The following is a 23,969-nucleotide window of genomic DNA, read 5'->3' on the forward strand; positions in this document are numbered from 1 at the left end:
TCCTTTTCGAGCACCGGCGCCCTGCGGATACGGGCTCTACGACCTGTATCGAACTGACGCAATGAACACGCAGATACGAGGGACGTGACAAGATGACCGCCGGCGAAGACGAACCGGGAAAGATAGTGGTTTCCAGGAGTCCCGCACCTGTTTCTGGCTATGACCGTGTGCGACACGGAGTCCACAATCTTCGGCGTGCTGACGTCATTGCCGATCCGCAACTGTACTGGAACGCGATTGCGGAGCTCCCGTCGATCTTCTACGACGAAGTAGGGGGTGTCTGGGTCTGCTCCGGCTATTCCGAAGCGGCCGAGATCCTTTCCAACGGCCGGGTCTTCTCCTCTGCCCGTCATCATGCCCCCGGAGATCTGCAGCAGCGCGGCATGGAACATTTCCTGCCGACCGCAGAAATGCTTTCGGCGCAGTTCCTGTTCAGCGATCCGCCAGAGCACACCAGAATCCGGGACGCGCTGCGCGGACAGTTCACCCGGGCGAGCGTGCGACGGCACGATCCCGCGATGCGGGACATGGTCGCCGAGTTGCTGCGCTCGCTGCCCGACCACGGGACCGTCGACGTTGTAACGGACTTCGCCGAGCAGTTGCCGACGCGCCTGATGACGTATCTGCTGGGCATGGACGGTCGGGGCGACGAACTGACCCGGTGGGCGGATGCCTACGAGCGGCTGCTGAGCAGTGTGTCCACGTTTCCCAGCCGGACGGACATCGAGATCGTTCCGGTTATCGACGAGGCACTCGCTGGGCTCCGCCGGCTGACGGCCGAGCGTCTGGCCACGCCTGGTGACGACCTCCTCTCCGCCCTCGCGACCGGCCTGCAGGGCGACTTCAGCTCTGGCTCGGTTCCCTCGGGAGAACCGCCCGAGGAACTACTGCAGTTGGTCGCGGCCAACGCCATGGTTTTGCTCGCCGGCGGATATCAGACCCTCACTCACCTGGTATCCACCGGCCTACTGCTGCTCGCCGAGCAGCCCGAGCAGCTCAAGCGACTGCGCGCCGAGCCGTCCCTCATCGGCTCCGCGGTGGACGAGCTGATGCGCATCGACGGGTCGAGTCAGTACGTGGGACGCCATGTGCTGCGCGATGTCGAGGTCGGGGGAACGCAGCTCAAGGCCGGAGCGAGTGTGATCGTGCTCCTTGGTGCTGCCAACCTCGACCCGCGGAAGTTCACGGAACCGCTCGTCTTCGACATAGGCCGCAGGGAGGGGCGTCACCTGGGCTTCGGAGCGGGAGCGCACTACTGCCTCGGCGCGCCCTTCGCGGAACGACTGGCCGGATGGGCGATTCAGGGCTTCATCGAGCAGTACCAGGAGTTCACACCGCTCGACGGGCCGTCAGACGCCGTCCAGTGGGGGCCGCATGGCAACACGCGGTCCCGGGCCCACGCCGGGATGACGGTGCAACGCGACCCCAGGGAGAACGCACCCGGCATCGACCCACCGGCCAGGGCGCAGGATGTCCCCCAGGAGCCGAAGACGCTCACCGAACTCGAACGGCACCAGCTGATCACGGAATGGAACGACACCAGCGCCCTGGCCGGCACCTCCGCCTCGGTCTGCTGGCATCTGCTGTTCGAGGAACGAGCCCGTCTGACACCGGACGCCACGGCGGTCGAAGACCAAGGCGTGCCCTACTCGTACGCCAGGATCGACGCGCTCGCGAACGGCAATGCACACCGCCTGCGCGCGCTCGGTATCGAACCCGAGTCTGTCGTCGCCATCACCATGCGACGATCCGTGGACCTCGTCGTGGCGCTCCTGGCGGTCGCCAAGGCGGGCGGCGCCTTCCTGTTGGCGGACGCCGCGTGCCCCACCGAACGCTTCAAGACGATGCTCGAGCAGGCCCACGTGCGGGTGGTCCTCACCGATGACTTGACCTCCGACCGGATCGAAGGGCTCGATGTCTCCGCGGCCGTCACCCTGTTGGACAGGGACACTCCGGCAGCCGAACCGCCGATCACAGGTGTCATGCCGGGCAACACCGCGTACGTCGTGTTCACCAGCGGCACCACGGGGCAGCCGAAAGCCATCATCAACAGCCATGAGTCGCTGGCGAATCTACACATTGCCCAGCGACGTGTGTTCCAGGTGCGTCCCCAGGACAGGGTCTTGCAGTTTCTGTCCCTGAACTTCGACGGCTGCGTATTTGAGATCATGCTGGCGCTGCTGTGCGGAGCGCCCCTCGTTCTGGCGAGCACTGAGGAGCTCATGCCGGGCCCGTCCCTGGCGCGCCTGTTGCGCGAACGGCGGGTGACCATCGCAACCATGACGCCCTCGGTGTGGGCTGCGATTCCGCATTTGGAGCTACCAGACCTGCGGATCGCTGCGTTCGCCGGCGAGCGGTTGCGCGGCGATCTTGTGCGCCGATGGCGGGTGCCGGGACGCCGGTTGCTCAACCTCTACGGGCCCGCGGAGGCCGCGATCTGGTCCACCTGGCACGAGTGCTCGGACGACGAAGCTCCGCCGATCGGGCGGCCGGTTCATGGAAAACGTGTCTATGTGCTCGACGACGACAGGCAGCTGCTGCCCGTCGGCTGCCCCGGCGAGCTGTACATCGGAGGGGTGGGCGTCGGTAGATACCTCGGCCGCCCGGAGCGTATGGCCGACTCCTTCGTGCCGGACGTGTTTGCCGACGAGCCGGGACGACTGCTGTACCGGACCGGTGATGTGTGCGTGTGGCGCGCGGACGGGGTCCTGGAGTACGTGGGCCGTCGCGACCGGCAGGTCAAGATCCGAGGGCAGCGGGTGGAGTTGGACGAAGTGGAACGCATCCTGGAAAGGGCGCCAGGGGTGGACGCGTGCCTCGTCACGGAACGCGACGGTCGGCTGACGGCCATCGTCGTGCCCTCAGCGCCTGGTCCCTGGCGTGAGGCCGATGCACGTACGTACCTCGCGGCGCACCTGCACACCGGGATGGTCCCCGCGACGTTCACCCTCGCCGAACGGCTGCCCATCACCCGCAATGGCAAGGCGGGGCATGATGCGCCGGAGCGGGCAAGCTCCCAGGCGATCGAACCGGACGGGGGCGGGCCGGCCGCGGCGTCCCCTTGCGGAGTCTCTCAGCCCACCGAAGACCGCACCCAAGGCACCCACGAGCCCTCACACATCACGTGGGAGCTTGCCCGTCTCTTCTCGTCCTGCCTGGGCTTGCCGCAGGCGGCCGTCAAGGTGGACACCGACTTCTTCTCGGCAGGCGGAGACTCGCTGGCCATGGCCGAGTTCATGGTGTCCGCCGAAGAGCGCTATGACATGGAGATCCGAGTGGAGGAACTGCTCGCAGACCCCACGCTGGCCGGTGTAGTGCGGTTGGTGGGCCAACGGAAGGAAGCGCGGTGAGCGGGTATTCGGGCGCGGAACCGAGTGGGCTGCGGGTCAGGCCTGCCGTCAGCAAGGTGGGCGGCGCTGACCCTGCGGCGGCTGGTCCGGTGGTGTTCGTGCACGGTTCCATGGACCGCAGCATCGGCTTCCGGCGGGTTGTGGACTACCTCCAGGGGCGTCCGGTTGTCGGCTACGACCGGCGCGGGTGGGGCCGTTCACGATCGATGGGCGGTCCGAACGTGTCCATGGAGACGCATGTCGACGATCTCTGTGCAGTCCTGGCAGAGCTGGACGCACCAGCCGTGGTGGTAGGCCACAGCTACGGCGCGCTGGTGGCGTTGGCCGCCGCTGCCCGCATGCCGGAGTCGACGGTGGGCGTCGTCGCGTTCGAACCTCCGGTGCGTTGGCTGCCTTGGTGGCCTGCCTCCGACCCTTGGGAGGAAACGGTCAGCCGCGGCGCGGCCGACGGAGGACCCGAGCAGGCGGCTCGCGCGATGCTCACCGAAATCCTCGGCCGGACAGGTCGCTTGGTGCTCGCTCGTGCGCAGCCGGCGGATCTCGCTGCCGACGGCGCTTCGCTGTTGGCCGAGATGGCGGATCCGACCTTCAGTGTGCCGTTCTTCGACCCGCTGGAAGTCCACACGCCCACCGTCGTCGCCGCCGGCTCCCTGTCCGCCCCCCATCACCGTGAGGTCGCTCGACGACTCGCCGACCTGATACCGCACGGGCAGTTCGTGGAGATCCAGGACGCACGACATGCCGCCCATGTCAGCCATCCCCAGGAGTTCGCCCGCCTGATCGACAAGCTCGAACAGGCACTGCGGGCTTGAGAAGCGGCACGGGGAGGCACGACCGCGGTGACCGAGGAGTAGCCGTGCCGACGATGCGTCGGACATCGCCGGACGGCTCGGGCACTACCGCTCCTGGATCAATCCGGCCGAGGGCGGACACCGTCCGTTCTGACAGCTGAGAGAGCGGCGGCTGGGTCTGGGCCGTGCGCGCAGGGCCAGGATCCGGGCGGTGTAGCGCGTGATCGTGAAGACCCGTGGGTGGAAAAGCGTCGACGCCTGCCCCATCCCTCCTAAATCATGTGAAGCATGCGGCAGGAAGAGATCTGGGATGCTGACGCGGCCGAGAGCTATGACACGCCCGGTACCGGCATGTTCGCACCTGACGTCCTTGGGCCGACCGTGGCCACCCTCGCTGAACTCGCGGGCAATGGAAAAGCGTTGGAGTTCGCCATCGGCACGGGTCGGGTGGCCATCCCGCTCGTCGCGAAGGGCGTTGCGGTTACTGGCATCGAGCTGAGTCGACCCATGGTCGAGCAGTTGCGCACGAAAGCCGACGAGGAAGCGATTCCCGTGGTCCTGGGCGACATGGCCACCACCACCGCTCCCGGCGCGGGTTCCTTCCAGCTCGTCTACCTGGTCTTCAACGCGATCTCCGTGCTGCAGACCCAACCCGAGCAGGTCGAGTGCTTTCGCAATGCAGCCCGCCACCTCGCACTCGGTGGCCGGTTCGTGATCGAACTATGGGTGCCCGACGTCCACAAGCTACCGCCGGACAAGAAGGCCGTGGTCTGCCAGTCCGAGTCCGGCCACATCAGTTTGGACACCTATGACGTGCTCACCCAGCACGTTGTCTCGCACCACTTCGACTTCGAAGAAGGCAAACGGACTGCAAGGCTGTTCCAAAGCCCACACCGCTACATCTGGCCATCGGAACTCGACCTCATGGCGCAGCTCGCCGGGTTCGAACTCGAATCCAGGCACGCGGACTGGCAAGGCGGTCCGTTCACCGCCGACTCGGCATCCCACGTCTCGGTCTACCGCCTCCCGGGTGGTGAGGCGGCCAGCGGGGCAACGAGCTAGCGCTCTCAGCCGACGGCGTCGCCGCCGAGCTGCTCAGCGGGGGCGGCGTCCCCGACCGGTGCGGCCTTGCTCGTGGCCGCGGCCCGCCCGTCGAGCCCGAGCACGAGCGGTACGGCCAGCACACTGATCGCGGTGAGGAACACCCAGGGCAGCGCCGCACCGCCCTCCAGCAGCGCTGTGAGCAGCGCCGGGGCGAGGGCACCGCCGACCGACCAGGACATCTGGTAGACGCCCAGATAGCGGCCCCGCAGATGCTCGGGCGCCATCACCACGCTCAGTTCGCTGGTCGGCGGCGAGCCGAGGATCTCGGCCACGGTGTAGAGCACCATCGCGATCAGCAGCCCAGCGATCACCGCCCAGCCGGGCAGCACGAGGAGCGTGCCGAAGACGACGAACGCCGCCGCGTTCAACAGCAGGGCCAGCACCAGAACCGTCACCGGCCTGCGGGCCTCGATCCACCGGCTGGCGAGCGTCTGGAGCAGCGCGACCATTGCCGTGTTCAGTACGACGAGCGCGCCGACGAACCAGGAGCCGACTTCGAGGTTGTCCGCCACGTAGGCGGCGAGCAGCACCGTGATCACCGCGGAGGAGAAGGCGAAGGCGAGGTTCGTCGCGACCAGCCGCAGATACCGGGTGTCCTTCAGCACGGTGCGATAGCCGCCCCAGGGCTGTCCGGCGCGTTCGCCCTGCACCTGCACCTGCTCCGGCTCAGCCGGCTTCGGCTCTGCGTGCCCGGCGTCGGCCGCCTCGCTCGTGTCCGCGCCCCGGAAGGTCATCACGAGCCAGCCTGCGACGGCGAAGGAGACCGCGTTGATCACCATGACCGCCCGCAGCCCGGCGACGGTTCCGATGCTCAGAGCCACCGCGGACGCGGCGCCGCCGAAACCGATGCCCACATTGCGCAGGGCACGAACGAAGCCGAACCAGCGGGCCCGCTGGTCGCTGGGGGCGACCAGCACGATGAGCGGGCTGTTGCCCATCCAGAAGGCGGTGGCACCCAGTTGCACCACGAACTGCCACAGCACGATCTGCCAGGACGCGTGCGAAAACAGGAATCCGATGAATCCGGCCACCGAAACCCAGTTGCCCACAGCGACCACGGTGCGCGGACCGTACTTGTCCAACAGGGGCCCGATCAACGGCGGAACGGGCAGGGCGAGCAGGTGGCCGACGGTCAGCGCGGCTCCGACGGCGACCAGTGACAGCGACGTCGTCTTCACGAAGAAGACGACGGTGAACGCCATCACCAACCCGTTTCCCAGGCTGTCGATCAGATTGGCCGTGACGAATCGGCCTTTTCCGGCGAGGTCCGGCAGACCCCAAGCCGTCTGAATCCGCCGCCACGCCGAATGCGCGGGGGTCTGCTGCGGCACCATGAAGTTTCTTTACTTCGCCGCGTCGGCGGGCAATTCGCCCACGGCAGGCACCTCGCCCCAGGCGGACAGCTCGCTCTGATGGAAGACGGTTGCGTAGCGCGCCTTGGCATGTGACGTGCCGGTGATGATCCCGCCCGAACCGGCCGGTACCACCCTGGCGTCTGCTCCTGCACAACCACGCGGGGTGTAGAACATGCCATAGACCGCATGCCATTCCTCGGTTTTCCCGGATACCGGGTCCACCACAAGCTCAGGCCGAGGGATCACTCGCTGTTGTACGACACATCCTTCGACGGCGGAGTTCTCCAGAGCCCGCCGCCAAGTGGCGTCGTCGGTTTCCCAGCCCACCACGGCGCCGACTCCGCCCCCGCGTGCGTTGACCTTCAGGATCAACTGCTCGCGCCGCTCCAGGCATTCGTCGACGAGGTCGGTGTCGGTCTTGAGCGCGACAGTGTTGATCAGCCGGGTCCAGGGCAGCACCCTGTCGATGAGCCGGCACTGGTCCTCGCTGAGGTCGCGCCGCCGCGCCGGGTCCGAAAGCAGCGCCATACAGGCCTTGTTGGCGAACATGGTGCTGGAAAGCGGGGTCCACAGCAGCGTCCCGCCCGCCCGGTGCGCACGAAGCAGGGGGGCGACCAGGGCCCAGCCGTCGGGTTCCTCGGCGATTTGGTCCGGGACGAAGGAGCGGTAGACCACGTCGATCTTCGTGTCCCCGAGGTAGAGCGCCCCGCCGCGTTCGTGCACGTCGGAGATCTCGGCCACCAGGATGTCGAGGCCCGCCCGGCGCAGTGAGGACTGGAAGTTGAGCCAGAGTTCGCCGTAGTCCGTCAGACCGCCGCGCCATTCCAGCAGGGCCACCACCGGGTCGCGCCCGGGTGCCACTCGGGCTCCGAAGTGGCGCAGCGCGTCCACCACGGAGCGAACGGGATGCACGTAACCGAGCCGGTTCCGGCGCGCGAAGTCGGCGAAGGCGTCTACCTCCATCGCCGCCCCGGACATTTCACTCGCGAGGCCCCAACCGCCGGTCTCGCTCCCCAGATTGGTCTCGAGCAGTTTGAATGACGTGCCGTCGTGGTACATGTCGGCCCGGCCATAGTACGGCGGCAGTAGGTCACCGAACCGCCGTATCGCTTCCCAGCCGCCGTCGCTGATGCCGAGCACCGACCGGAATGCGTCCAGATCCCCGCCGAACATGCGGTCCGGCAAGGAAAAGAGTATGTCGACGAGGTGCTGCAGGTCATCGGCGAACTCGCGAATTTCGCGCTCAGCGACAAAGAGGGGTCTGGCCAAATTCTCGCCATGCCAAGATGCGAGCGTCGGGAAGTCCTTGATGTGCTGGGCGACCGTACGCAAGTCACTGTCCGGTTTGCGGAAGTCCTCGTTGTACTGGGCTACTACCCGCTCCGCCGACATGAAGTCTCCCTGCTCGATGGTGACTGGGCTCCTCGGCCCGCAGGGGTCACCATTTCACCCCGGTTCGCGGTGCGACTCAATTGCGGCTCAATTGTCGGCTAACGGCCCCCGCGGACACTGAACATCTGTGTTAAGACTGGAATGATCGAACACCGGAAGAAGAACAGTTCTGCAGCCACGGGGGAACGCAATGCGAGCCGGGCCCGCGGCGAGTCCGTACGCCGCGGTAGGCCCGGCCACCCCGCCGCGGGCGCCATGGCCGGCCGGCCAATGTTCGGCACACTCAGCATCGGATCGCGCAGGCGGACTCGCGGGCATGGTCAGGCAGAGATTATGGGAGGCTCAATGCCCGCCACGACGGACACTTTCACCGACGCCATCGGCGGGCTCGGGGACACCGAGTGGGACCGCCTCGCCGGCGACAGGTTCTACTCGTCGGCGCTGTGGCTGCGAGTGTGCGCCCTCGAACCCGGGGCGGTCTCCGGCGGATTGCACGTGGAGACCCCGGGCGGCGGCCGGGCCGCGATCCCCGTGGCGGCGGTGACCGACGAGCCCACCCCAGACCTGCGGTGGCACGACCTGCTTGCCGCGCGCGGCCTGCCGGCGCCCGAGCCGGGCGGCCTGCTCATCGGACAGCGCCGCGGCTACCTGGCGCACCTGCTGGCCGGCGAGGGAGCCGATCGGACCGAGGCCGCCGCCGAGGTGCTCGACGCGGTCCGCGCGTTGCGCTCACCCCTGCACGAGGACTCGAAGATCGCCCGCGTGGCGATGTACCTCACCACCGAGGACGTGGGGGCACTGCGCGCGGCGGGGGTGCGGACCGCCCCGGTCGCGCTGACGACCGACGCCTGGATCGAGATCCCGCCCGGCGGCTACCACGCCTGGCTGGAGTCATTGTCGGCGCACCGGGCCCGCCGTATCCGCAGCGAGATAAGGAAGTTCGAGAAGGCCGGATACGAGGTGGAGCACCGGACGCTCGCCGAGTCCTGGCAGGACGTCGCCCGGCTGTTGGCCCGTTCACTGCTGCGCTACGGAAGAACCGTCGACGTGGCCCCGATGGCCGAGTCCTTCCGCCAGCAGGGTGAACTCGCCGGTTCGCGCGCCGAAGTGGTGCTGTGCTCGCGCCCCGGCGAACCGGCGGTCGGCTTCTGCCTGTACTACCGCTGGGGCGACACCGTGTACCTGCGAGGGCTCGGCCTCGACCACGACCGACTCGCCTCGGCCGCCGAGTACTTCAACCTCACCTACTACATGGCGGCGCGGCTCCCGGGAGTGCGCCGGATTCATGCGGGCACCGAGACCGCGGAAGGAAAGGCACTGCGCGGTGCGAAGCTCCGGCCGCTGTGGCTGCTGGACCTGTCCGAGGACAGCCCGCTGGCCGGGTACGACGAGGAGATCCACGAGCACAACCGCGCCCTGCTCACCCGCCTGCGCGACTCCTCGCCCGCGGTTTCCGACGCCCTGGAGTATGAGCTCTGGGAACCGTACTGCTGAGCCCAACTGCCGGCCGGTCTGTGCACGGACCGGTAGCCGAACCGGCATGGGTTCTCGCTGTAAGCCGACTTGAACCGCGCTTGAGGCGCAGCTCCTATCGTCCCATTCAGTGACGCCTCAGGCCGAGGCCGACTGTGGGCGTTGGCTTGCCCGAACCCTCCATCCGGGGTTCCACGCTCGCACTCGTACACACCGGTGGCAGCAACCTGAAGTCACTGACTGGCGCCGGCGCCCACAGGTCCATCCCAGCACTCGCCGCCCGCCCCATCCCCCTCGCCACAGGAGATACCTATGTCTGTCTCGGCCTACGACTCCTTCGCGGAGTTGCCTGCCGTTGACTGGGACACGCTCACGGTCGGTTCCAACATCTATTCCACCAGCGGATTCGTGGGAGTGCGCGAGGAGGCACTACCACCCGAAGCGCACGCCCGCTACCTGCTGGCACGCGCCAGCGACGGCACCCCGGTTGCGGGTCTCGAGGTGTACGGCTTCACCACCGCACCGCACGATCTCTACACCCCTGGGGACCTGCTGCGCGAGGTGATGAGTGACGAGCGAGCAGCACATCTGAACACGAGGCCGATATCCATCGCGGCGGGCTGGTCCGAGTTTCGCGGACAGGTGCCCGGGCACATCAATGCCTCAGCCGAGCAGCGGGAGTTGGCTCTCAGCCAACTCACCGCGGAAGCGTTGCGGTTGGCCGAGCAAGCGGACTCGAGCGTGCTGGCCTACTGCTACCTACCGCTGGAGGCCGCACGCGAGTTGGCGAGGGCTCACTCCTCGGACGGAGCAGTAATGCTCCTGCACAACGTTGAGACCAGGATGCCGATCGGCCTGTGGGCGGACTTCGACGAGTACGTCGACTGGCTGCCCGCCGGCCGGGGGCAGCGCGTTCGCCGCGAGCTGCGCAGATTCCGGGAGAGCGGGCGAGAGGTGACCGAGCTGCCGCTGCCAGAGGTGGTCAAGGAGATCGCGCCGCTGAACAGCGCGCTCATGCAGAAGTACGGGCACACCGCATACGACGAGGAGCGCGCGGTATCCATCTTCGATCGGCAGAGCCGTTTCCTCGGCGATGAAAGCTCTGTGCTGCTCTGCAGGGAGAACGGAAAGACTGTCGGTTTCGTGCTGCGCTACCGGCAGGGCGACATGCTGTACGCCCGCGCTGCCGGGTTCGACTACTCGGTGCCCAACGCCGACGACTACTACAACTTGATGTTCTACCACCAGATTGCTGCCGGTGTGGGCCGCAAGGTCTCCAGCATCCACCTGGGCATTAACACCTATGAGGCCAAGATGCGCCGAGGGGGCCAGCCCACCCCGCTCTACAGCGTGTTCGTCGGTGTGGACCGGCCTTTGGAGGCGCGGGACAGTGCTGTGCGCGAGTACAACCGGACCCGATCGGCGGATTTCCTGGCCAAGCACAACAAGTACGTGGTGGGTGGCATCAACACGGCCGAGTGGCTACTGGACTGACCTGGTACGGGCACGGTCACTTCTTGGCGTGTGACCGTCAGGCGGAGCACATCACCGGCGCGCTGCTCGGCCGCACCGCGAACGGACGTACGCCTGGCTCCCATTCGTAGGAGAACCGGCCGTTCACACACGGGTGCCGGGCGCGCAGCAGGTAGCTCTCCGCCAACTCCTCCAGCAGGTCCTCGGCTCGCTGGTCACCGATCCCCAGGGCCGCGGCGGCAAGCGCCGGCGTGAGCCGATCGGGGACGCCGGGAGACACCAGCGCGTACGCCAGGGACCGCGACTCGGCGGGCAGCGTCGCGAGCGTCCGGTCGAATCCGGCCCGGACGCCCAGCGGGTCGCTGTCGGCGCCCCCGGACCCGAGGACCCAGGCAGTGGCCTGCCCGGCCGTCCAGTGCGGGCGGCGGCGCAACTGCGAAGCGACCGCGAAGAGCGCGCCTGGCAGCCCCCGGCACATCCCGGCCAGCCGTCGCAGCCCCTCCCGGTCCGTGGCGATCGGGTGTCCCGGCAGGGAGGATGCCAGCAGGTGCAGACAGTCGTCGAAGGGCAGTCCGGCAAGTTCGACGTGGACAGCCGACGTGGACACGAACAGCCGCCGTCGGCTGCCGATCACCACGCCGCAGCCGGCGCCGGACGGCAAAAGCGGCGTCAAGTCACGTACGTCGCACACGTCGTCGAGCACCACCAGGACGCGCAGGTCGGCGGTCCAGGTACGGAACAGCAGGCTCAGGTCGGTCGTGCCCAGTCGCAACTGCTCCTCCGTCGCGCCGAGTCCACGCAGGAACGAGCGAAGGATCTCGGCGGGCCGCACCTGCCGGCCGGCGCCGTCACGGAGACGTGCGTAGAGCCGTCCGTCCGGGTAGTGACCGCTCACCTGATGCGCGGCGTGCAGGCACAGCTCGCTCTTCCCCGTGCCGGGGGCGCCCCCCACGATCACGAGCGGCCGGTCCTCCCGCGCCCGGCCGGCCAGCACCGCCGTGAGGCGCGCCAACTGGCCGGCACGTCCGGTCAGCCGCTCGCGCGGGGCGGGCAGATGGCAGGGCGCCCGGGTGGCGGCGGTCACGGCCGTGAGGCGCCCGCCAGGACGTAGCAGCGCCTCGTCCGACGTGAGCACAGCCGTGTGCAGGGCCTGGAGTTGGGGCGATGGGTCGAGACCGAGCTCGGTGGCGATCCGCTCGCGTGTCCGCCGGTAGACCTGGAGCGCTTCCGCCCGCCGGTCCATGCGGTAGAGGGCCGTCATCAGATTGCCCTGGGCCCGCTCGTCCGTCGGTTCCCGCCCGGCCATCGAGGCGAGTTCGCCGAGCACCTCGTGGTGCCGGCCGAGGTGCAGGTCGGATTCGATCCGTAGGTGGTGTGCGCTGGTACGCAACTCCTTCAGGCGGACCGCCTCGGCGTTCAGCGTGGGCCCCTTGCGTACGTCCACCAGGGCATCGTCCCGCCACAGGTGCAGTGCCGCGGCGGCCGTGTCACGGGCCCGGGCGAAGTCCTCGTCATGGAACTCCGCCCGGGCACGGGCGAGCAACGGCTCGCACCGGAAGACGTCCACGTGGTCGGCGGGCAGCGACAGTTGGTAGCCGCCGTCGACCGTGCCGAGCAGCGGCCCGGCCGCCCGTACCGCGCCGCCGCTTCTCGGGTTGCCGAGGGAGAACCGCTTCCTGAGCTGGTACACATACGTCTGCAGCGCGGTGTGCGCGCTGGCCGGCGGGTTGTCGTTCCACAGCTCGTCCATGAGTTGCTCGAAGGGCACCACCCGGCCCGCGTTCAGCACGAGCATGGCCAGCGTCTGCCGTACTTTCTGGGCGGCAGGCGCCATCTCGACGCGGTGATCGTCCCCGTAGGCCTGGAGCGGCCCGAGAAGGTTGATTCTCATGAAATTCGCCCTGTCTCATGTTCGTTCGGTCCCCGTCGGACGGGCCGCGATGCCACCGCCGGGCCCGACCGTTCGAGCCGGGCGGTGAGCATGTGCGCGGCCGCCCGGTGTCAGGAACTCCTGGACCCGGCTACCGCGGCCAGGTTCGGGTGGTGCCGGGCAACGATGTCGGGGAAGGAGCGGATCAGCCCCTTCATGACGTTGTCGCCGTAGAGGGCGAACAACGGGTTGTCGGCGACGTCGATGACTCCCCCGGCGCCCTCGACATACGGGCTGGGCAATGGCTGCATCGTGGCGTCCAGCCGAGGGTTGTAGAAGAAGGGAATGGAGTAACGGTTGACGCCCGGGGCGGGCCGGACCACCCGATGGAGGGTGGCACGCACGTAGCCCCTCGTCGCCACCTCCAGCAGCTCTCCCAGGTTGACCACGAACGCCCCCGGGATCACCGGCACGTCGGCGAACTTGCCGTCCTCGACCGCGACCTGGAGGCCGCCGTTGCCGTCCTGGACGAGCAGGGTGAGCAGCCCGAGGTCGTTGTGTATGCCGGTCCCCTGGCCCTCGCCGGTGTCCTCGCTCGCGTGCGCCGGACCGGGGTAGTGCAGGAGCTTGAGGTGGATCTGCGGATCCGGATCGACCACGTCGTCCAGGAACCCGGCGGGGGCGTCGAGCGACTCGAGCATCAGCCGTAGCAGTCGATGGGACAGATCGGTCAGCCGGGCGATCCATGACTCGATGGCCGGGCGCAGCTCGGGCATCGCCCCGGGCCACTCGTTCGGGCCGATCAGACACCGGTAGGCGGGATCGTCGGGCGCGGACGTCCTCGCGGGCTGTTCCGGGCCGATGTCCAGCTGCTGGCGCTGGTCGGGGATGCCCTTGGTGTGTTCGCGGCCGAGTTCGGAATAGCCGCGGAACAGCGGCGAGTCGAGGATGTTCAGCGCGAGCCGATCGGCCTCGGGCAGGGCGAAGAACCGACGGGCCAGCTCGAGCATGTCGTCGGCGTCCTCGATGCCGTGGCCGACGAGCTGGAAGAAGCCGATTTCGTGGATGGCCTTGCGCAACCGGTTCAGGAACGCTGCCCGGGTTTCTTCCGAGCCGGCGGCGTCACGCAGGTCGAGCACGGGAAAGGTGTCGGTCATCGCAGCTCCTTCGAATCGCTGGTCTGGTAGTTCGTCGGGTCGGTCACGCCGGCGTCCCGGAACGCTTCCTGCCGCTCCCTGCAGGCGGCGCACCGGCCGCACTGCAGCGCGTCGCCACGGAAGCAGCTCCAGGTCTCGGTCCAGGGGACGCCGAGTTCCTCACCGAGCGACACCACGTCGCTCTTGCGCAGCCTCACCAGCGGCGCTGTCAGGGTCAGGTCGGGGTGCGCGTATCCACGGGTCGCGATCCGCTCCATGGCGAGGAAGGAATCGATGAACGCGGCATTGCTGTCGGGCGCGGCCTGCAGGTCGTCGACCACGCCGACGGCCACCGCTTGCGCCTTCTCGGCGACGGCGACCGCGAAGGCGACGGACAGCAGAAGGGCATTGCGGTTGGGTACGACGTTCGGGCTCCCGCCGGACGACTCACTCTGGTGATCCGGCACGTCGACGGTCGGGTCGGTGAGCGACGAGCCACTGAGGAGCTTGCCGACGGGGCTGAGATCGACGACGTCGTGCGGCACCCCGAGCGATCGGGCCGCCTTCTCGGCGAACTCGTGCTCGACGAGATGACGCTGGCCGTAGTTCACGGACAGCAGGTGGAGTGTGTGTCCTTGCGCCTGGAGGTGGTAGGCCATGGTGACCGAGTCCAGACCCCCGGACACGATTGCGACAGTTTTCGGCATACGACGCCTCCCGGCGGACGTGCGGGCGTCCGTCACGGCGCCGGCGTGGCCGGGACGACCAGCCGGGTCGATCGGTGGCCCTTGCGGTAGGTCAGTTCGACTTCAGGCCGCGGACCGTCCAGCCTCGTGGTGACGGTTCGCTCCTCGCTCCACCCGACCAGGCGATACTCGTGTCCGCCGAGTGCCACCAACGGGAAGAGGTGGTCCTCGGGAGATCGAATGGCAAGGCCCGTGCCGGTGTCCACGATGCTGAAGGTGGCCTGCGGCTGCGGGCCGGTGAGCGAACCGAGCACCTCTATCTCCAGCAGGTGCGCCGGCGCGTCGAACGTGCACCGCGCAGCTTCCCGTTCTTGGTCGGTGGTGGCCACCGTCGGGCGGTTGTAGAGCACATCCGAGCCGTTGAAGTAGTCCGCCCAGCCGTCCGGGAACAGTTGTGCGAGCTCCGGTGTGACGAGCACATCCACGACGAGGTGGACCCGATGCTCGGGACCGAGGTTCTGGATCTGGTGCTTGCGGCTGAAGTCGCCGAACCAGAACTCGCCGGGCTGCCAGCGATAGATCCCACCATCAAGGTCCAGCGACGCTTCCTCGTGGGTGATGACCGGAATGTGCAGCCGGGCCATACCCCAGTCCGGGGCGAACTTGGGATCGGAATGGGGGTATCCGACGACGCCGGGTCCAAGGTCCATGAATCGGGCTGCGTAGAGGGGCCCGGGAATCGAGCGCAGGACCTCCCGCACGTACGGCATGTGGTCGAGCCACTCGGTGTCGGCGAACTCCGCCCCGCCTGGGCCCCCGGGGTCGGTGCGTGTCTTGTCACCACCGGGGCTGCGCACCGAGAGGCAGCGCCAGTCCTGTCCGGCCCACCGGGACACTCGCCCGTTGGTGTACGAGCTCTGCTCATTCCACAGGTGGTCACGCGCGGTCATGAGGTCGGCCACCAGCCGGTCGGCGTCCAGCACGGGAAGCAGCCGGACCGCTTCCGCAGGCGTCGAAGAATCATTTACGTCCATCGTTGTCCTTTCATGTCGAGCGGGCCGGATCGCAGGTGAGTTGACCTCGTCGGCCGCGATCGACCGGTCCCAGCAGTGGGACCGCGACGGCCCCGCCGGCACCCGGCAGGGCCAGGAGTTCGCGACAGCCCTGCAGCGCTCACGAGCTGTGCGATCCCGTCGCCGCACCGCCTGGATCGCTCACTGCTTTGGCTTTCGGAGGCGGATGGCTCGTCACGCCCGGAGCAGGTCGAACAGCTCGCCCCGAAGCCCTGCATCCGTGCCGAACTCCCCGCGGTATGCGGTCGATGTCATCTGCGCAGGAGCCTTGATGCCGCGCATCGACATGCAAAGGTGCTCGCCCTTCGCTATGACCGCCACGTCCGGGGTGCCGCTGAGGGTGCTGATCTCGAGCGCGATCTGGTCCACGAGGCGCTCCTGGACCTGCAGCTTGTGCGCGTACTGATGGGCGACCCTGGCGAACTTCGACAGGCCGAGCAGCTGCCCCGTCGGGCGGTACGCGATGGTCACAGAGCAGTTGAACGGCAGAAGGTGATGTTCACAGAGCGACCAGACTCGAATGTCCGAGACGACCACCATCTGGCTCGTGCCGACGGACTCGAAAAGCGTTCCCAGTGAGCCCGGGTCGTAGTTGATGAACTCGCGCCACCAGCGGGCGAACCGCGCAGGTGTGTCGCGCAGTCCGTCGCGATTCGGGTCCTCGCCGATCTCCTTCAGGAGTTGGCGGGCGAGCTCGACCAGCGGGTCCTCAGTCGTCCTCGACGCCGAGGGGTCACCATCAAGGTCTATTTTCGTCACCGACATGCGGCCACCTTTCGTCCGGGCTCTGATGTTTCGGGCCTCACGGCCGGTACTCGGCCCACGTTTTGGGAGTTTCCGAGACGCGCACGCAGGTCAACTCGGAGAACTCCATCGACCAAGTCCTGTAAACCCAGACCGCCATATTCTCAGCCGTCGGATTTTCGTCCATCACATCGTTCAGGTGCCGATGATCAAGGTGTTTGTCGAGCCAGACCTTGAATGCGGACAAATCTCCGTAGTCTCGAACGAAGCCTACGGGCAACAGAGCCTTGTCATCCGCTTCAAGCTCCAGCTCGATCACATAGTTGTGCCCGTGCATTCGGGCACACTGGTGTTCAGGAGCCAGGCCAGAGAGCTGATGACTGGCCGAGAATTCAAACTTCTTCGTGATGCGAAATGCCATCGATGTGCATCCCCTCTTCTTGCATTTGCCGTTACTCAAACGGCACGCTTGTCGCCCCATAGCAGGGTGTGCAGTCTGGTTGTGAGATTCCAGCCGCGCTCCACCACTGCATCAGCCAACTCGGTCATGTGTTTTGTGACATCGTCGGCGGAACGCCCGATCGGCATGATCCACACAGAGGCCAGGTTGAAGGCGGCAACTATTTCCGCCACCTCGTCGAGATCGCGAATGTTCTGGCAGACGAACTTGAACGTGCTTCCAGGCACTGCCGAGAGGCTTGTCAGTGCATCAGGGACGATCCTGCGCTGCAAGGTGTCACCAGAGTGCGAAAGCTTCGGCGAGACATTGAACCTGACGCCGGCGGCAATGAGTTCGGGGTGCGCAGCGTGCGTCCCGTTCGTCTCGATCTCAATCTCTCTACCGCGTTCCGTCAGCGCTTTCACCAGCGGAATCAGTCGCTCCTGTTGCCCCAGGGGCTCACCACCGGAGATCACGATCAGACCGGTGTTGAATTCGAGCAACTCAGCGACGACATCTTCGACGGGGCGGCGGTGCAGCTCCTTGCGCGGATCGTGCGCGACGCCGCTGTCCCCGGCTCCGGTCCAGTCCCACGTATATGGCGTATCGCACCACGAGCACGACAGGTTGCACCCGCCGAGTCGCAGGAACGCGCACCTGCGTCCCAGGGACTGACCTTCGCCCTGGACGGTAGGACCGAAGATTTCGTTGACTACGAGCTCCTGCGCCATGGTGCACCGTTCCTATGAGTGGGACGAATCGACGCGAGCCGGCTTCTGCGCCTGCAGTACGAACCAATGCCGACTCAGCCGGATGCCCTGACTGGCGGTCACCGCGGTGACATATCCATCGAATGCCTCCTTGTCCGCCTCAGAATCGTAGTTCTCGACGATCGGCACTTGATGCAAAAACGTATCCAGATCGCTCGCCGAGTGGTAGAACTCCTCGAACCGGAACGCTTGGTTTCGCGTCACAACGAAGCCTGCGTCGGAGAGTTCTTGAGCAATCTCCTCCGACAAGGGCTTGGCGTTCCAGCTTTCGAAGTTCTGGCCGCGGCCGAACGTTTCCTTCAGCTCGCGCGCATCCTGCTCGCCGATCCCCATGTACACCACGACCCCACCTGGGCGCAGCACCCGCTCGAACTCACGGGCTATCAGCGGGCCTCGACGGGAAGTGACCACATCGGCGTACCCATCAGGCAGGCCGGTGTGGGCGGCATCGCACAGCTCGAACGTGACATGCGACAGACCTGACTCCGCCAGATAGCGCGCGGCGCATTCCAGCATCGACGGCGACAGATCTATACCGGTTACGGCGCCGTACGCACGAGAGATGCGCAGCAGACTACGCCCGTCGGCGCAGCCGACATCCAGCAGTCGGGCGTCCGACGTTCCCAGCGCATTCACCAGTTCATCGAAGACGGCGTCCGGGCGGCCGTCGGCGAATACGTCGGTGCTCCGCGCATCGCTGAAGTACCCGCCGAACCGCTCGGCCACCCGGGAGTAGAACTCCGCGTCCATCGTCATCGACCGTGCACCTTCCCCTGAGCCAGGGTCAAAGGGAGGCCCTGGAGCGCACGCGCCGGTTCCTTCCCCTTCCGTAGGAAAGCCCTGACGTGGTCTACCGCTGCTGTGGCGGGTTCCTTTTTGGTTCGCTGCGCTTTGGTTTCCGGGACGCCGAACGCGGCGGGCGTGACTGCGTCCCGGGTCGCTTCGGTCATTCGGACCACTCCTTGAGGGTTATCCCCCGAAGGGGCGCCGAGGTCGGCAGAACCCAATCTCCGGTGTCGCCCTATCGGCCCGGCATCACCGCGCATCCACGGTGGGACGAGGCCGAGATAGGGCGGCGATAGCGTGAGCATGTGGCCGCAATAAGCACCTGGCTCACGCTGGCTTCAGCAACGCCCTTACGCAGGTTATGGAGAGAGGGAACACTGAGATGACCATCAAGAAGCAGTTGGCTGCCGCGGAGAGCGCCGTCGTGCTGGACCTGGGCGCTCTTGGACACCAGCACGGCGTGAGGCAGGGCCCGGTCGCCATGACGCCGGCCGCCGAAACATCCGGCAACACGCCGTGGACGTGACAGACAGGCATGCACCCTGGGGTCAGCCGACCGACATCATCGCCCCTACCCAGGGCCATTGCGTGGTCGAGGTCGGTCCGGTTCGCCGGTTCATGCGTGACGTGACGTCACGTCCGGTGCGAGCAGAGGGAACCCGGCGCGTCGTTGTGCGCGGCCATCGCGGCGCTACTGACCGGGGCCCGCTCACTCATCGCGATCCTCCTGCGGATCACGAATGCCCCGCGACAAGTACTGGACCAGTCCGGTCGCCGGCCGCGATGGTCCAAGTCGTGCGGTGGCGGCGCGAGATGAGCACCGGGCAACTGACCGTCGAGCGCGCTACCTGATCACCAGCGTGACGGTCTTCGATGCCACCGGCGCCGAGCTCGCCACCTGGACCAGAGGCCACCGAGGCATCGAGAACCTCCTGCACCACGTACGCGACCAACCGCACCTTCCGCGCAACCTCGCCATCATCGTCTTGTGCCAGGACGGCCGACCAACATCGTGGCCGCCGTCCACCACTGCCACCGGCGCCTACAGGCCCTCGGCCTCACCTGACGAACCCGGACAGATGTCGCTCACGCAATGGTCCTGTCGCACTACCAAGCGCGACAACGATGTCGGCCCGAACCGCAGCGGCCCCGCTGTGGTCCAAGAGCCGCTCCCGAATCCTGGCCGACCGCGAGTAGTACTGGACCGCCTGATCCACGCGACGCAGGTGGGCATTGACCCGTCCGAGGTCGTGAAGCACATACCCCTCTCCGACAAGATCACCGCTCGCTCCGACCATGGCGAGGACCTCAAGCAGGGTCCGTTCCGCCGCCTCGTACTGCTCCTGGTGCATCAGCATCTGGCCAAGCCGTCGCAATGCGAGGGCTTGGCCCCGGTCGAAGCCGGCTGCCCGGCAGATCCCGAGAGCCTCATCGAGATACGAACGGGTTCGCGTGAAGTCCGCTCGCCTCATCGTGATATGCGCCATCTCGCCAAGCACGTACGCCCGGCCAATGACGTCCTGCGCCCCCACGAAGTTGAGCTCGGCGCACTTGTAGAAGACCAGTGCCCGATCGTCGTCACCATAGTGCCGCTCGATGCGCGCCAGGTCACGCAGACACAGCGCCTGACCACGCACCTCACCGAGCCGCTCGAATATCTCCAGAGCAGCGCTGAGGTAAGGGGCTGCCGCCTCATACTCGCCCCGGTACAGGTGCAGGGTCCCCAACGAGCCGAGTACCGCCGCATGGCCCCGTTCGTTGCCGGCTTCCTGTACGGCGGTCAGCGCCACCTGATGTGTGCGCTCCCACAGCTCGGTACAACCGCGGGCCTCGAAGAGCGTCACCAGAGTCGTGGCCAGCTCCCAGCACAGCTCGTCCAGCCCGGAACGGGCCGCCAACTCGACCGCGTTCAACAGGTTGGTCTGCTCGCTCTCCAGCCACCCGAGCGGGTCGCTCAGGCACCGCTTGACGTGGTCCTCCGGCGGATGCCACCGCTCGCCCCGGCCCGCCACGATGGTGTACGTACCGCCATAGATCTCTTTGTGCGCCCTCTCCGCAAGTGCCATCCAGCCACCGATCACACGCTGCACCGCCCCGACGCGTTCCGCCTCCCAAATCTCCGCGGGCAGTCGTTCATGCGCGAACATCCGCACGATCTGCGACAGGCCGCATCGGAACCCCCCGCCCTGGTCCGTGGCGGTGATGTCGAGGAGCCGCATGTCGATGAGCGGTTCCAGCAGGTCAGTGGCGTGCTGCGTGCGGTCGTCGATGAGGGCGGCACCCAGCCAGCTCGGAATCTCCGTCCCTTCGACCAGGCTGAGCAGGCACAACAGGCGACGGTCGGCCGCCGCCAGGCCGTCGTAGCTGAGCGAAAGACTTGCCCGTATCGACAGCTCGCCGTGTGTCAGTTCGTCCAACCAGCGCTGCTCGTTCTCAAGCCGCTGCCACATGGAGGTCAGTGACCAGTGCGGGCGCGCGGCCAGGCGCGCGCCGATGATGCGCAGTGCGAGGGGCAGCCCGCCCACCAAGTGAACAAGGGCCCGCGCTGCCTCCCACTCGCTCTCCACACGGCCCTCTCCAATGATCCGCCCCAGGAGCTGGACGGCCAGTTCCGGGCTCAGCGGCTCCAAGTCGAACCGGCATGTGCCCGGCAACGCCGTGAGCTGGCCGCGGCTGGTGACCAGCACGCCGCTGCTGCCGGTACCGGGCAGCAGCGGCATCACCTGCGACTCGCTCACCGCGTCGTCCAGCAACACCAGGATCCGGCGATGGGCCAGCAGACTGCGGTACATCTCCGCGCGCTCATCAAGCGCATCGGGTATGGCATGGCCCGGTACGCCCAGCGCCCGGAGGAACCGCCCCAACGCCTCGGCGGGGCCCACCGGTTGGCCGCCCGGCCCTCGAAGGTCGCAGTAGAGCTGTCCGTCCGGGAAGTACTCGGCTGCGAGTCGGTGCGCCACGTGCCTGGCCAACGTGCTTTTGCCGACTCCAGGTCTGCCCAGCACCAGGACCACGTTCAGTTGCCCCAGTTCCTGTCCCCCGGTGACGACGTCGCAGACCGCTGAAACGGTGGTGTCGTCGGCTACGAGGTCGCTGATGTCGGCGGGAAGTTGCCTTGGGGTGACGACCGGGTCGGGATCGGCAATACGCTCATGCACCGCCTCAGGGAGCGACGTCTCCACGAAAGACCGTGGTTCGGCCGCCTCGGCCGGTTCAGCCTGCTCGGCCAGTGCCAGCTCGGCGTCGTCGGTCAGGATTGCCTGCGCCAGGTCGCGCAGTTCCCTTCCTGGGTCCAGGCCCAGTTCTTCGGTGAGCATCAGGCGGCCCTGGTGGTAGGCATCCAGCGCCTCCGCCTGTCGACCCGAACGGTACAACGCCACCATGAGGTGCCCCCGCAGCCGCTCACGCAGAGGATGCTCGGCGACCAGCTGCATCAGCTCGCAAACCAGGTGCTCGTGACGGCCCAGCTCAAGCAACAGCCGCATGCAGGTCTCCACCGCCTCCAGGCGGCTCTCGTCCCACTGCGCCGCCGTACCGGCCAGGACTTCGCTGGGTAGTCCGGCCAAACACCGACCCCGCCACAGGCCTATCGCCGAGCGAAGCGCCTCCACCGCAGGCATCTTCAGACCATCACGGGCCAGGGCATTCGCCTCGGCCACCAGGCGACGGAAATTGCCGACGTCGGTGGAATCCTCCGGTGCCCTCAGGACGTACCCGCGTGCGCGGGTCTCGATGGTGGCGTCGACTCCCCCGGCCGAAAGTGCCTTTCGGAGCCGGGAGATGCAGATCTGCACTTGGGCGCGTGCGGTCTTCGGTGGATCGTGAGCCCAGATGACATCCACCAGACGGGTCGTCTCCACCACCCGGTTCAGGTCGAGCACCAGCGCCCCGAGGACGATCTCTTGACGCCCCGGGGCCACGGATACGGCCCCCAGCTCGCCGCTCACCTCAAGTGGCCCGAGCACCCGAAAAGGAGCTGCCGCTACGCCGCTGCCGTCGTGGCCTAACGAGACTGCCATGCATGACCTGCTTCTGTCGTATGAGCCAGGCGATGTGGGCCGGCTTGCAAAGTTGGACGGAACTCATGCCGACCTGGCTGCTCATCCGTAGTGGTTGCCCCGTCGCCGAGCACCTTCACTAGCTCGGCGGGAAGGAGGGTGCGGTGTGCGCGGCTGCGTGAGACCGAAGGGGCGTGGGTGTACCGCCTCGGTGACCGGCACGTGCGCTGCATGCGCTGTCCGTGCCAGGTCCGGGCGTTGGAGTGCAGCCCCACCGGCCGGGTCGGCGTCCGGTCGGCGGAGGGCTGACGTCGCTCCACAACCCGCGGTGCCCGCAGGCGCCGAAGGAGACATGCCGGTGACACTCGGGCTTCTCACCGCGAGGGCCAGGCCGGCCGCTCCTTCACCCGGCTCTGGAAAAGTGGTGGCGATACTGGCCCGGTGTGACGCCCAGGGTCCGCTTGAAGCGGCGGTGCAGGGTCTCGGCGAAGCCGAAGCCGCAGGCTCGAGCGATCGCGTCGATGGTGGTGTCCGTCGTCTCCAGGAGAGCGCGGGCAGCCTCGAGGCGGACGGTCTCCACGTAGGCCGCCGGGGTGAGTCCGGTCTCGGCGCGGAAGACCCGGGTGAAGTTGCGCTCACTCATATTGGCCCGTTCGGCGAGCACCCGGACGGTCAGGTCGTCGGCGATGTGGTCGGTGACCCATGCCTGAACGTCCCGCAGCGGTTCACGCGTGGGCCGCTGCGCCGCGAGCTGGGTGCTGAACTGGGCTTGTCCGCCCGGGCGTTGGACGAACATCACCAGCATCCGCGCGACGGCCCGGGAGACCTCGGGCCCGTGGTCCTCCTCGACCATGGCGAGCGCCAGGTCCATCCCGGCCGTGATTCCGGCGGAGGTCCACACCGCGCCATCGTGTACGAAGATCTGGTCCGGGGTGACCGTGACGTCCGGGTGGTCGCGGGCCAGCCGCTCGCAGGCCGCCCAGTGTGTCACCGCGCGCCGTCCGTCGAGCAGTCCGGCGCGTGCAAGTAGGAACGCGCCCGTACACACGGAAGCGACCCGCCGGGCGCGCCCGGCCGCAGCCTTGAGCCAGCCGACGAGCTCTTCGTCATCCACCACCTCCCGATCGCCCGGTCCACCGACGACCACCAGCGTGTCCAGTGGTCCGTCACAGTCCTGGACGCTGCTGCCGGCCGTGACATCGATCCCGTGCCAGGCGGGCACCGATCCGGCCCGGCCTGCGACGATCTCTACGGAATAGCCCTCACCCTCGGGCACCCACTTTTCCGCCTGCCCGAACACCTCATGCGGTCCCGCCAGGTCCAGCACCTGAAACCGCGGATAGACAAGGAAGACGACGCGCCGTTGAGTCACCTGATCATCCTGGCCCGCCGTGCCATTTGGCAGCAAGGACACAAACATGACGATCTCCGCCATGGGCTTGGCGCCAGGTTTCGCCCGCGGTGGCACGGCGGGTGGTCGCACTTCCGGTTCCCGCTCGACCAACACCGCGACGGCGAGACGGTGTTCG

At 67.3% G+C, this 23,969-nt stretch carries 18 protein-coding genes; 6 read left to right on the forward strand and 12 right to left on the reverse strand.

The features are described from left to right. Nucleotides 1-92: 92 nt before the first annotated feature. The 3 genes from ACZ7M7_RS43975 (at nt 93) to ACZ7M7_RS43985 (ending at nt 5,203) form a co-directional block, all read left to right on the forward strand. A complete protein-coding gene (locus ACZ7M7_RS43975) occupies nt 93-3,350 on the forward strand; it encodes an amino acid adenylation domain-containing protein (RefSeq protein ID WP_472127366.1) in 3,258 nt (1,085 codons plus the stop codon). A 92-nt stretch (nt 3,351-3,442) separates the two neighbouring features. Then, complete coding sequence (locus ACZ7M7_RS43980; RefSeq protein ID WP_472127405.1) at nt 3,443-4,162, forward strand: alpha/beta fold hydrolase; 720 nt, start codon at nt 3,443-3,445, stop codon at nt 4,160-4,162. A 267-nt stretch (nt 4,163-4,429) separates the two neighbouring features. Beyond that, nucleotides 4,430-5,203, forward strand: a complete 774-nt coding sequence (locus ACZ7M7_RS43985) for a class I SAM-dependent methyltransferase (protein ID WP_472127368.1) — start codon at nt 4,430-4,432, stop codon at nt 5,201-5,203. A 5-nt stretch (nt 5,204-5,208) separates the two neighbouring features. Here ACZ7M7_RS43985 and ACZ7M7_RS43990 read toward each other — a convergent pair whose 3' ends face one another. Together ACZ7M7_RS43990 and ACZ7M7_RS43995 are read right to left on the reverse strand one after the other, a co-directional pair. Beyond that, the gene (locus tag ACZ7M7_RS43990; RefSeq protein WP_472127370.1) at nt 5,209-6,579 is read right to left on the reverse strand and encodes an MFS transporter; all 1,371 of its coding nucleotides are present in this window, start codon (nt 6,577-6,579) and stop codon (nt 5,209-5,211) included. 9 nt (nt 6,580-6,588) lie between these two features. After that, a complete protein-coding gene (locus ACZ7M7_RS43995; protein WP_472127371.1) occupies nt 6,589-7,992 on the reverse strand; it encodes a hypothetical protein in 1,404 nt (467 codons plus the stop codon). A 345-nt stretch (nt 7,993-8,337) separates the two neighbouring features. Between ACZ7M7_RS43995 and ACZ7M7_RS44000 the strand changes: the two genes are divergently transcribed. Next, nucleotides 8,338-9,486 (forward strand): GNAT family N-acetyltransferase, encoded by a 1,149-nt coding sequence (locus ACZ7M7_RS44000; RefSeq protein ID WP_472127372.1) that lies wholly within the window; start codon nt 8,338-8,340, stop codon nt 9,484-9,486. Between the two features lie 291 nt (nt 9,487-9,777). Continuing rightward, a complete protein-coding gene (locus tag ACZ7M7_RS44005; RefSeq protein ID WP_472127374.1) occupies nt 9,778-10,959 on the forward strand; it encodes a GNAT family N-acetyltransferase in 1,182 nt (393 codons plus the stop codon). A 37-nt stretch (nt 10,960-10,996) separates the two neighbouring features. Here the strand turns inward: ACZ7M7_RS44005 and ACZ7M7_RS44010 are convergent, their stop codons facing one another. From ACZ7M7_RS44010 to ACZ7M7_RS44045, 8 genes are all read right to left on the reverse strand, one after another. Continuing rightward, on the reverse strand, nt 10,997-12,829 hold the full coding sequence (locus ACZ7M7_RS44010) for an AfsR/SARP family transcriptional regulator (protein ID WP_472127376.1): 1,833 nt from the start codon (nt 12,827-12,829) through the stop codon (nt 10,997-10,999). A 110-nt stretch (nt 12,830-12,939) separates the two neighbouring features. After that, nucleotides 12,940-13,965, reverse strand: a complete 1,026-nt coding sequence (locus ACZ7M7_RS44015) for an isopenicillin N synthase family dioxygenase (RefSeq protein WP_383630487.1) — start codon at nt 13,963-13,965, stop codon at nt 12,940-12,942. Next, nucleotides 13,962-14,651: a 7-cyano-7-deazaguanine synthase QueC gene (gene queC / locus ACZ7M7_RS44020; RefSeq protein WP_472127377.1), complete on the reverse strand. Its 690-nt coding sequence runs from the start codon at nt 14,649-14,651 to the stop codon at nt 13,962-13,964. The genes ACZ7M7_RS44015 and queC overlap by 4 nt, the downstream gene beginning before the upstream one ends. A 32-nt stretch (nt 14,652-14,683) precedes the next feature. Then, the gene (locus ACZ7M7_RS44025; protein ID WP_472127379.1) at nt 14,684-15,664 is read right to left on the reverse strand and encodes an aspartyl/asparaginyl beta-hydroxylase domain-containing protein; all 981 of its coding nucleotides are present in this window, start codon (nt 15,662-15,664) and stop codon (nt 14,684-14,686) included. Between the two features lie 213 nt (nt 15,665-15,877). Next, nucleotides 15,878-16,468 (reverse strand): GTP cyclohydrolase I, encoded by a 591-nt coding sequence (folE, locus tag ACZ7M7_RS44030; RefSeq protein ID WP_365064283.1) that lies wholly within the window; start codon nt 16,466-16,468, stop codon nt 15,878-15,880. Nucleotides 16,469-16,505: 37 nt separating this feature from the next. Next, nucleotides 16,506-16,868: a 6-pyruvoyl trahydropterin synthase family protein gene (locus ACZ7M7_RS44035; RefSeq protein ID WP_472127381.1), complete on the reverse strand. Its 363-nt coding sequence runs from the start codon at nt 16,866-16,868 to the stop codon at nt 16,506-16,508. Between the two features lie 35 nt (nt 16,869-16,903). Continuing rightward, the gene (locus ACZ7M7_RS44040) at nt 16,904-17,617 is read right to left on the reverse strand and encodes a 7-carboxy-7-deazaguanine synthase QueE (RefSeq protein WP_427844509.1); all 714 of its coding nucleotides are present in this window, start codon (nt 17,615-17,617) and stop codon (nt 16,904-16,906) included. Nucleotides 17,618-17,629: 12 nt separating this feature from the next. Beyond that, nucleotides 17,630-18,412, reverse strand: a complete 783-nt coding sequence (locus ACZ7M7_RS44045; RefSeq protein WP_451175669.1) for a class I SAM-dependent methyltransferase — start codon at nt 18,410-18,412, stop codon at nt 17,630-17,632. A 412-nt stretch (nt 18,413-18,824) separates the two neighbouring features. Here ACZ7M7_RS44045 and ACZ7M7_RS44050 point away from each other — a divergent pair, with 412 nt between their 5' ends. Then, nucleotides 18,825-18,968: a hypothetical protein gene (locus tag ACZ7M7_RS44050; RefSeq protein ID WP_472127384.1), complete on the forward strand. Its 144-nt coding sequence runs from the start codon at nt 18,825-18,827 to the stop codon at nt 18,966-18,968. Nucleotides 18,969-19,500: 532 nt separating this feature from the next. Here the strand turns inward: ACZ7M7_RS44050 and ACZ7M7_RS44055 are convergent. Together ACZ7M7_RS44055 and ACZ7M7_RS44060 are read right to left on the reverse strand one after the other, a co-directional pair. After that, a complete protein-coding gene (locus ACZ7M7_RS44055; protein ID WP_472127386.1) occupies nt 19,501-22,461 on the reverse strand; it encodes an AfsR/SARP family transcriptional regulator in 2,961 nt (986 codons plus the stop codon). Nucleotides 22,462-22,843: 382 nt separating this feature from the next. Continuing rightward, entirely contained in the window at nt 22,844-23,812 is a 969-nt protein-coding gene (locus ACZ7M7_RS44060; RefSeq protein WP_451175660.1) for a GlxA family transcriptional regulator, read from the reverse strand. Nucleotides 23,813-23,969: the final 157 nt, after the last annotated feature.

Source organism: Streptomyces sp. NPDC111606 (assembly GCF_055656945.1).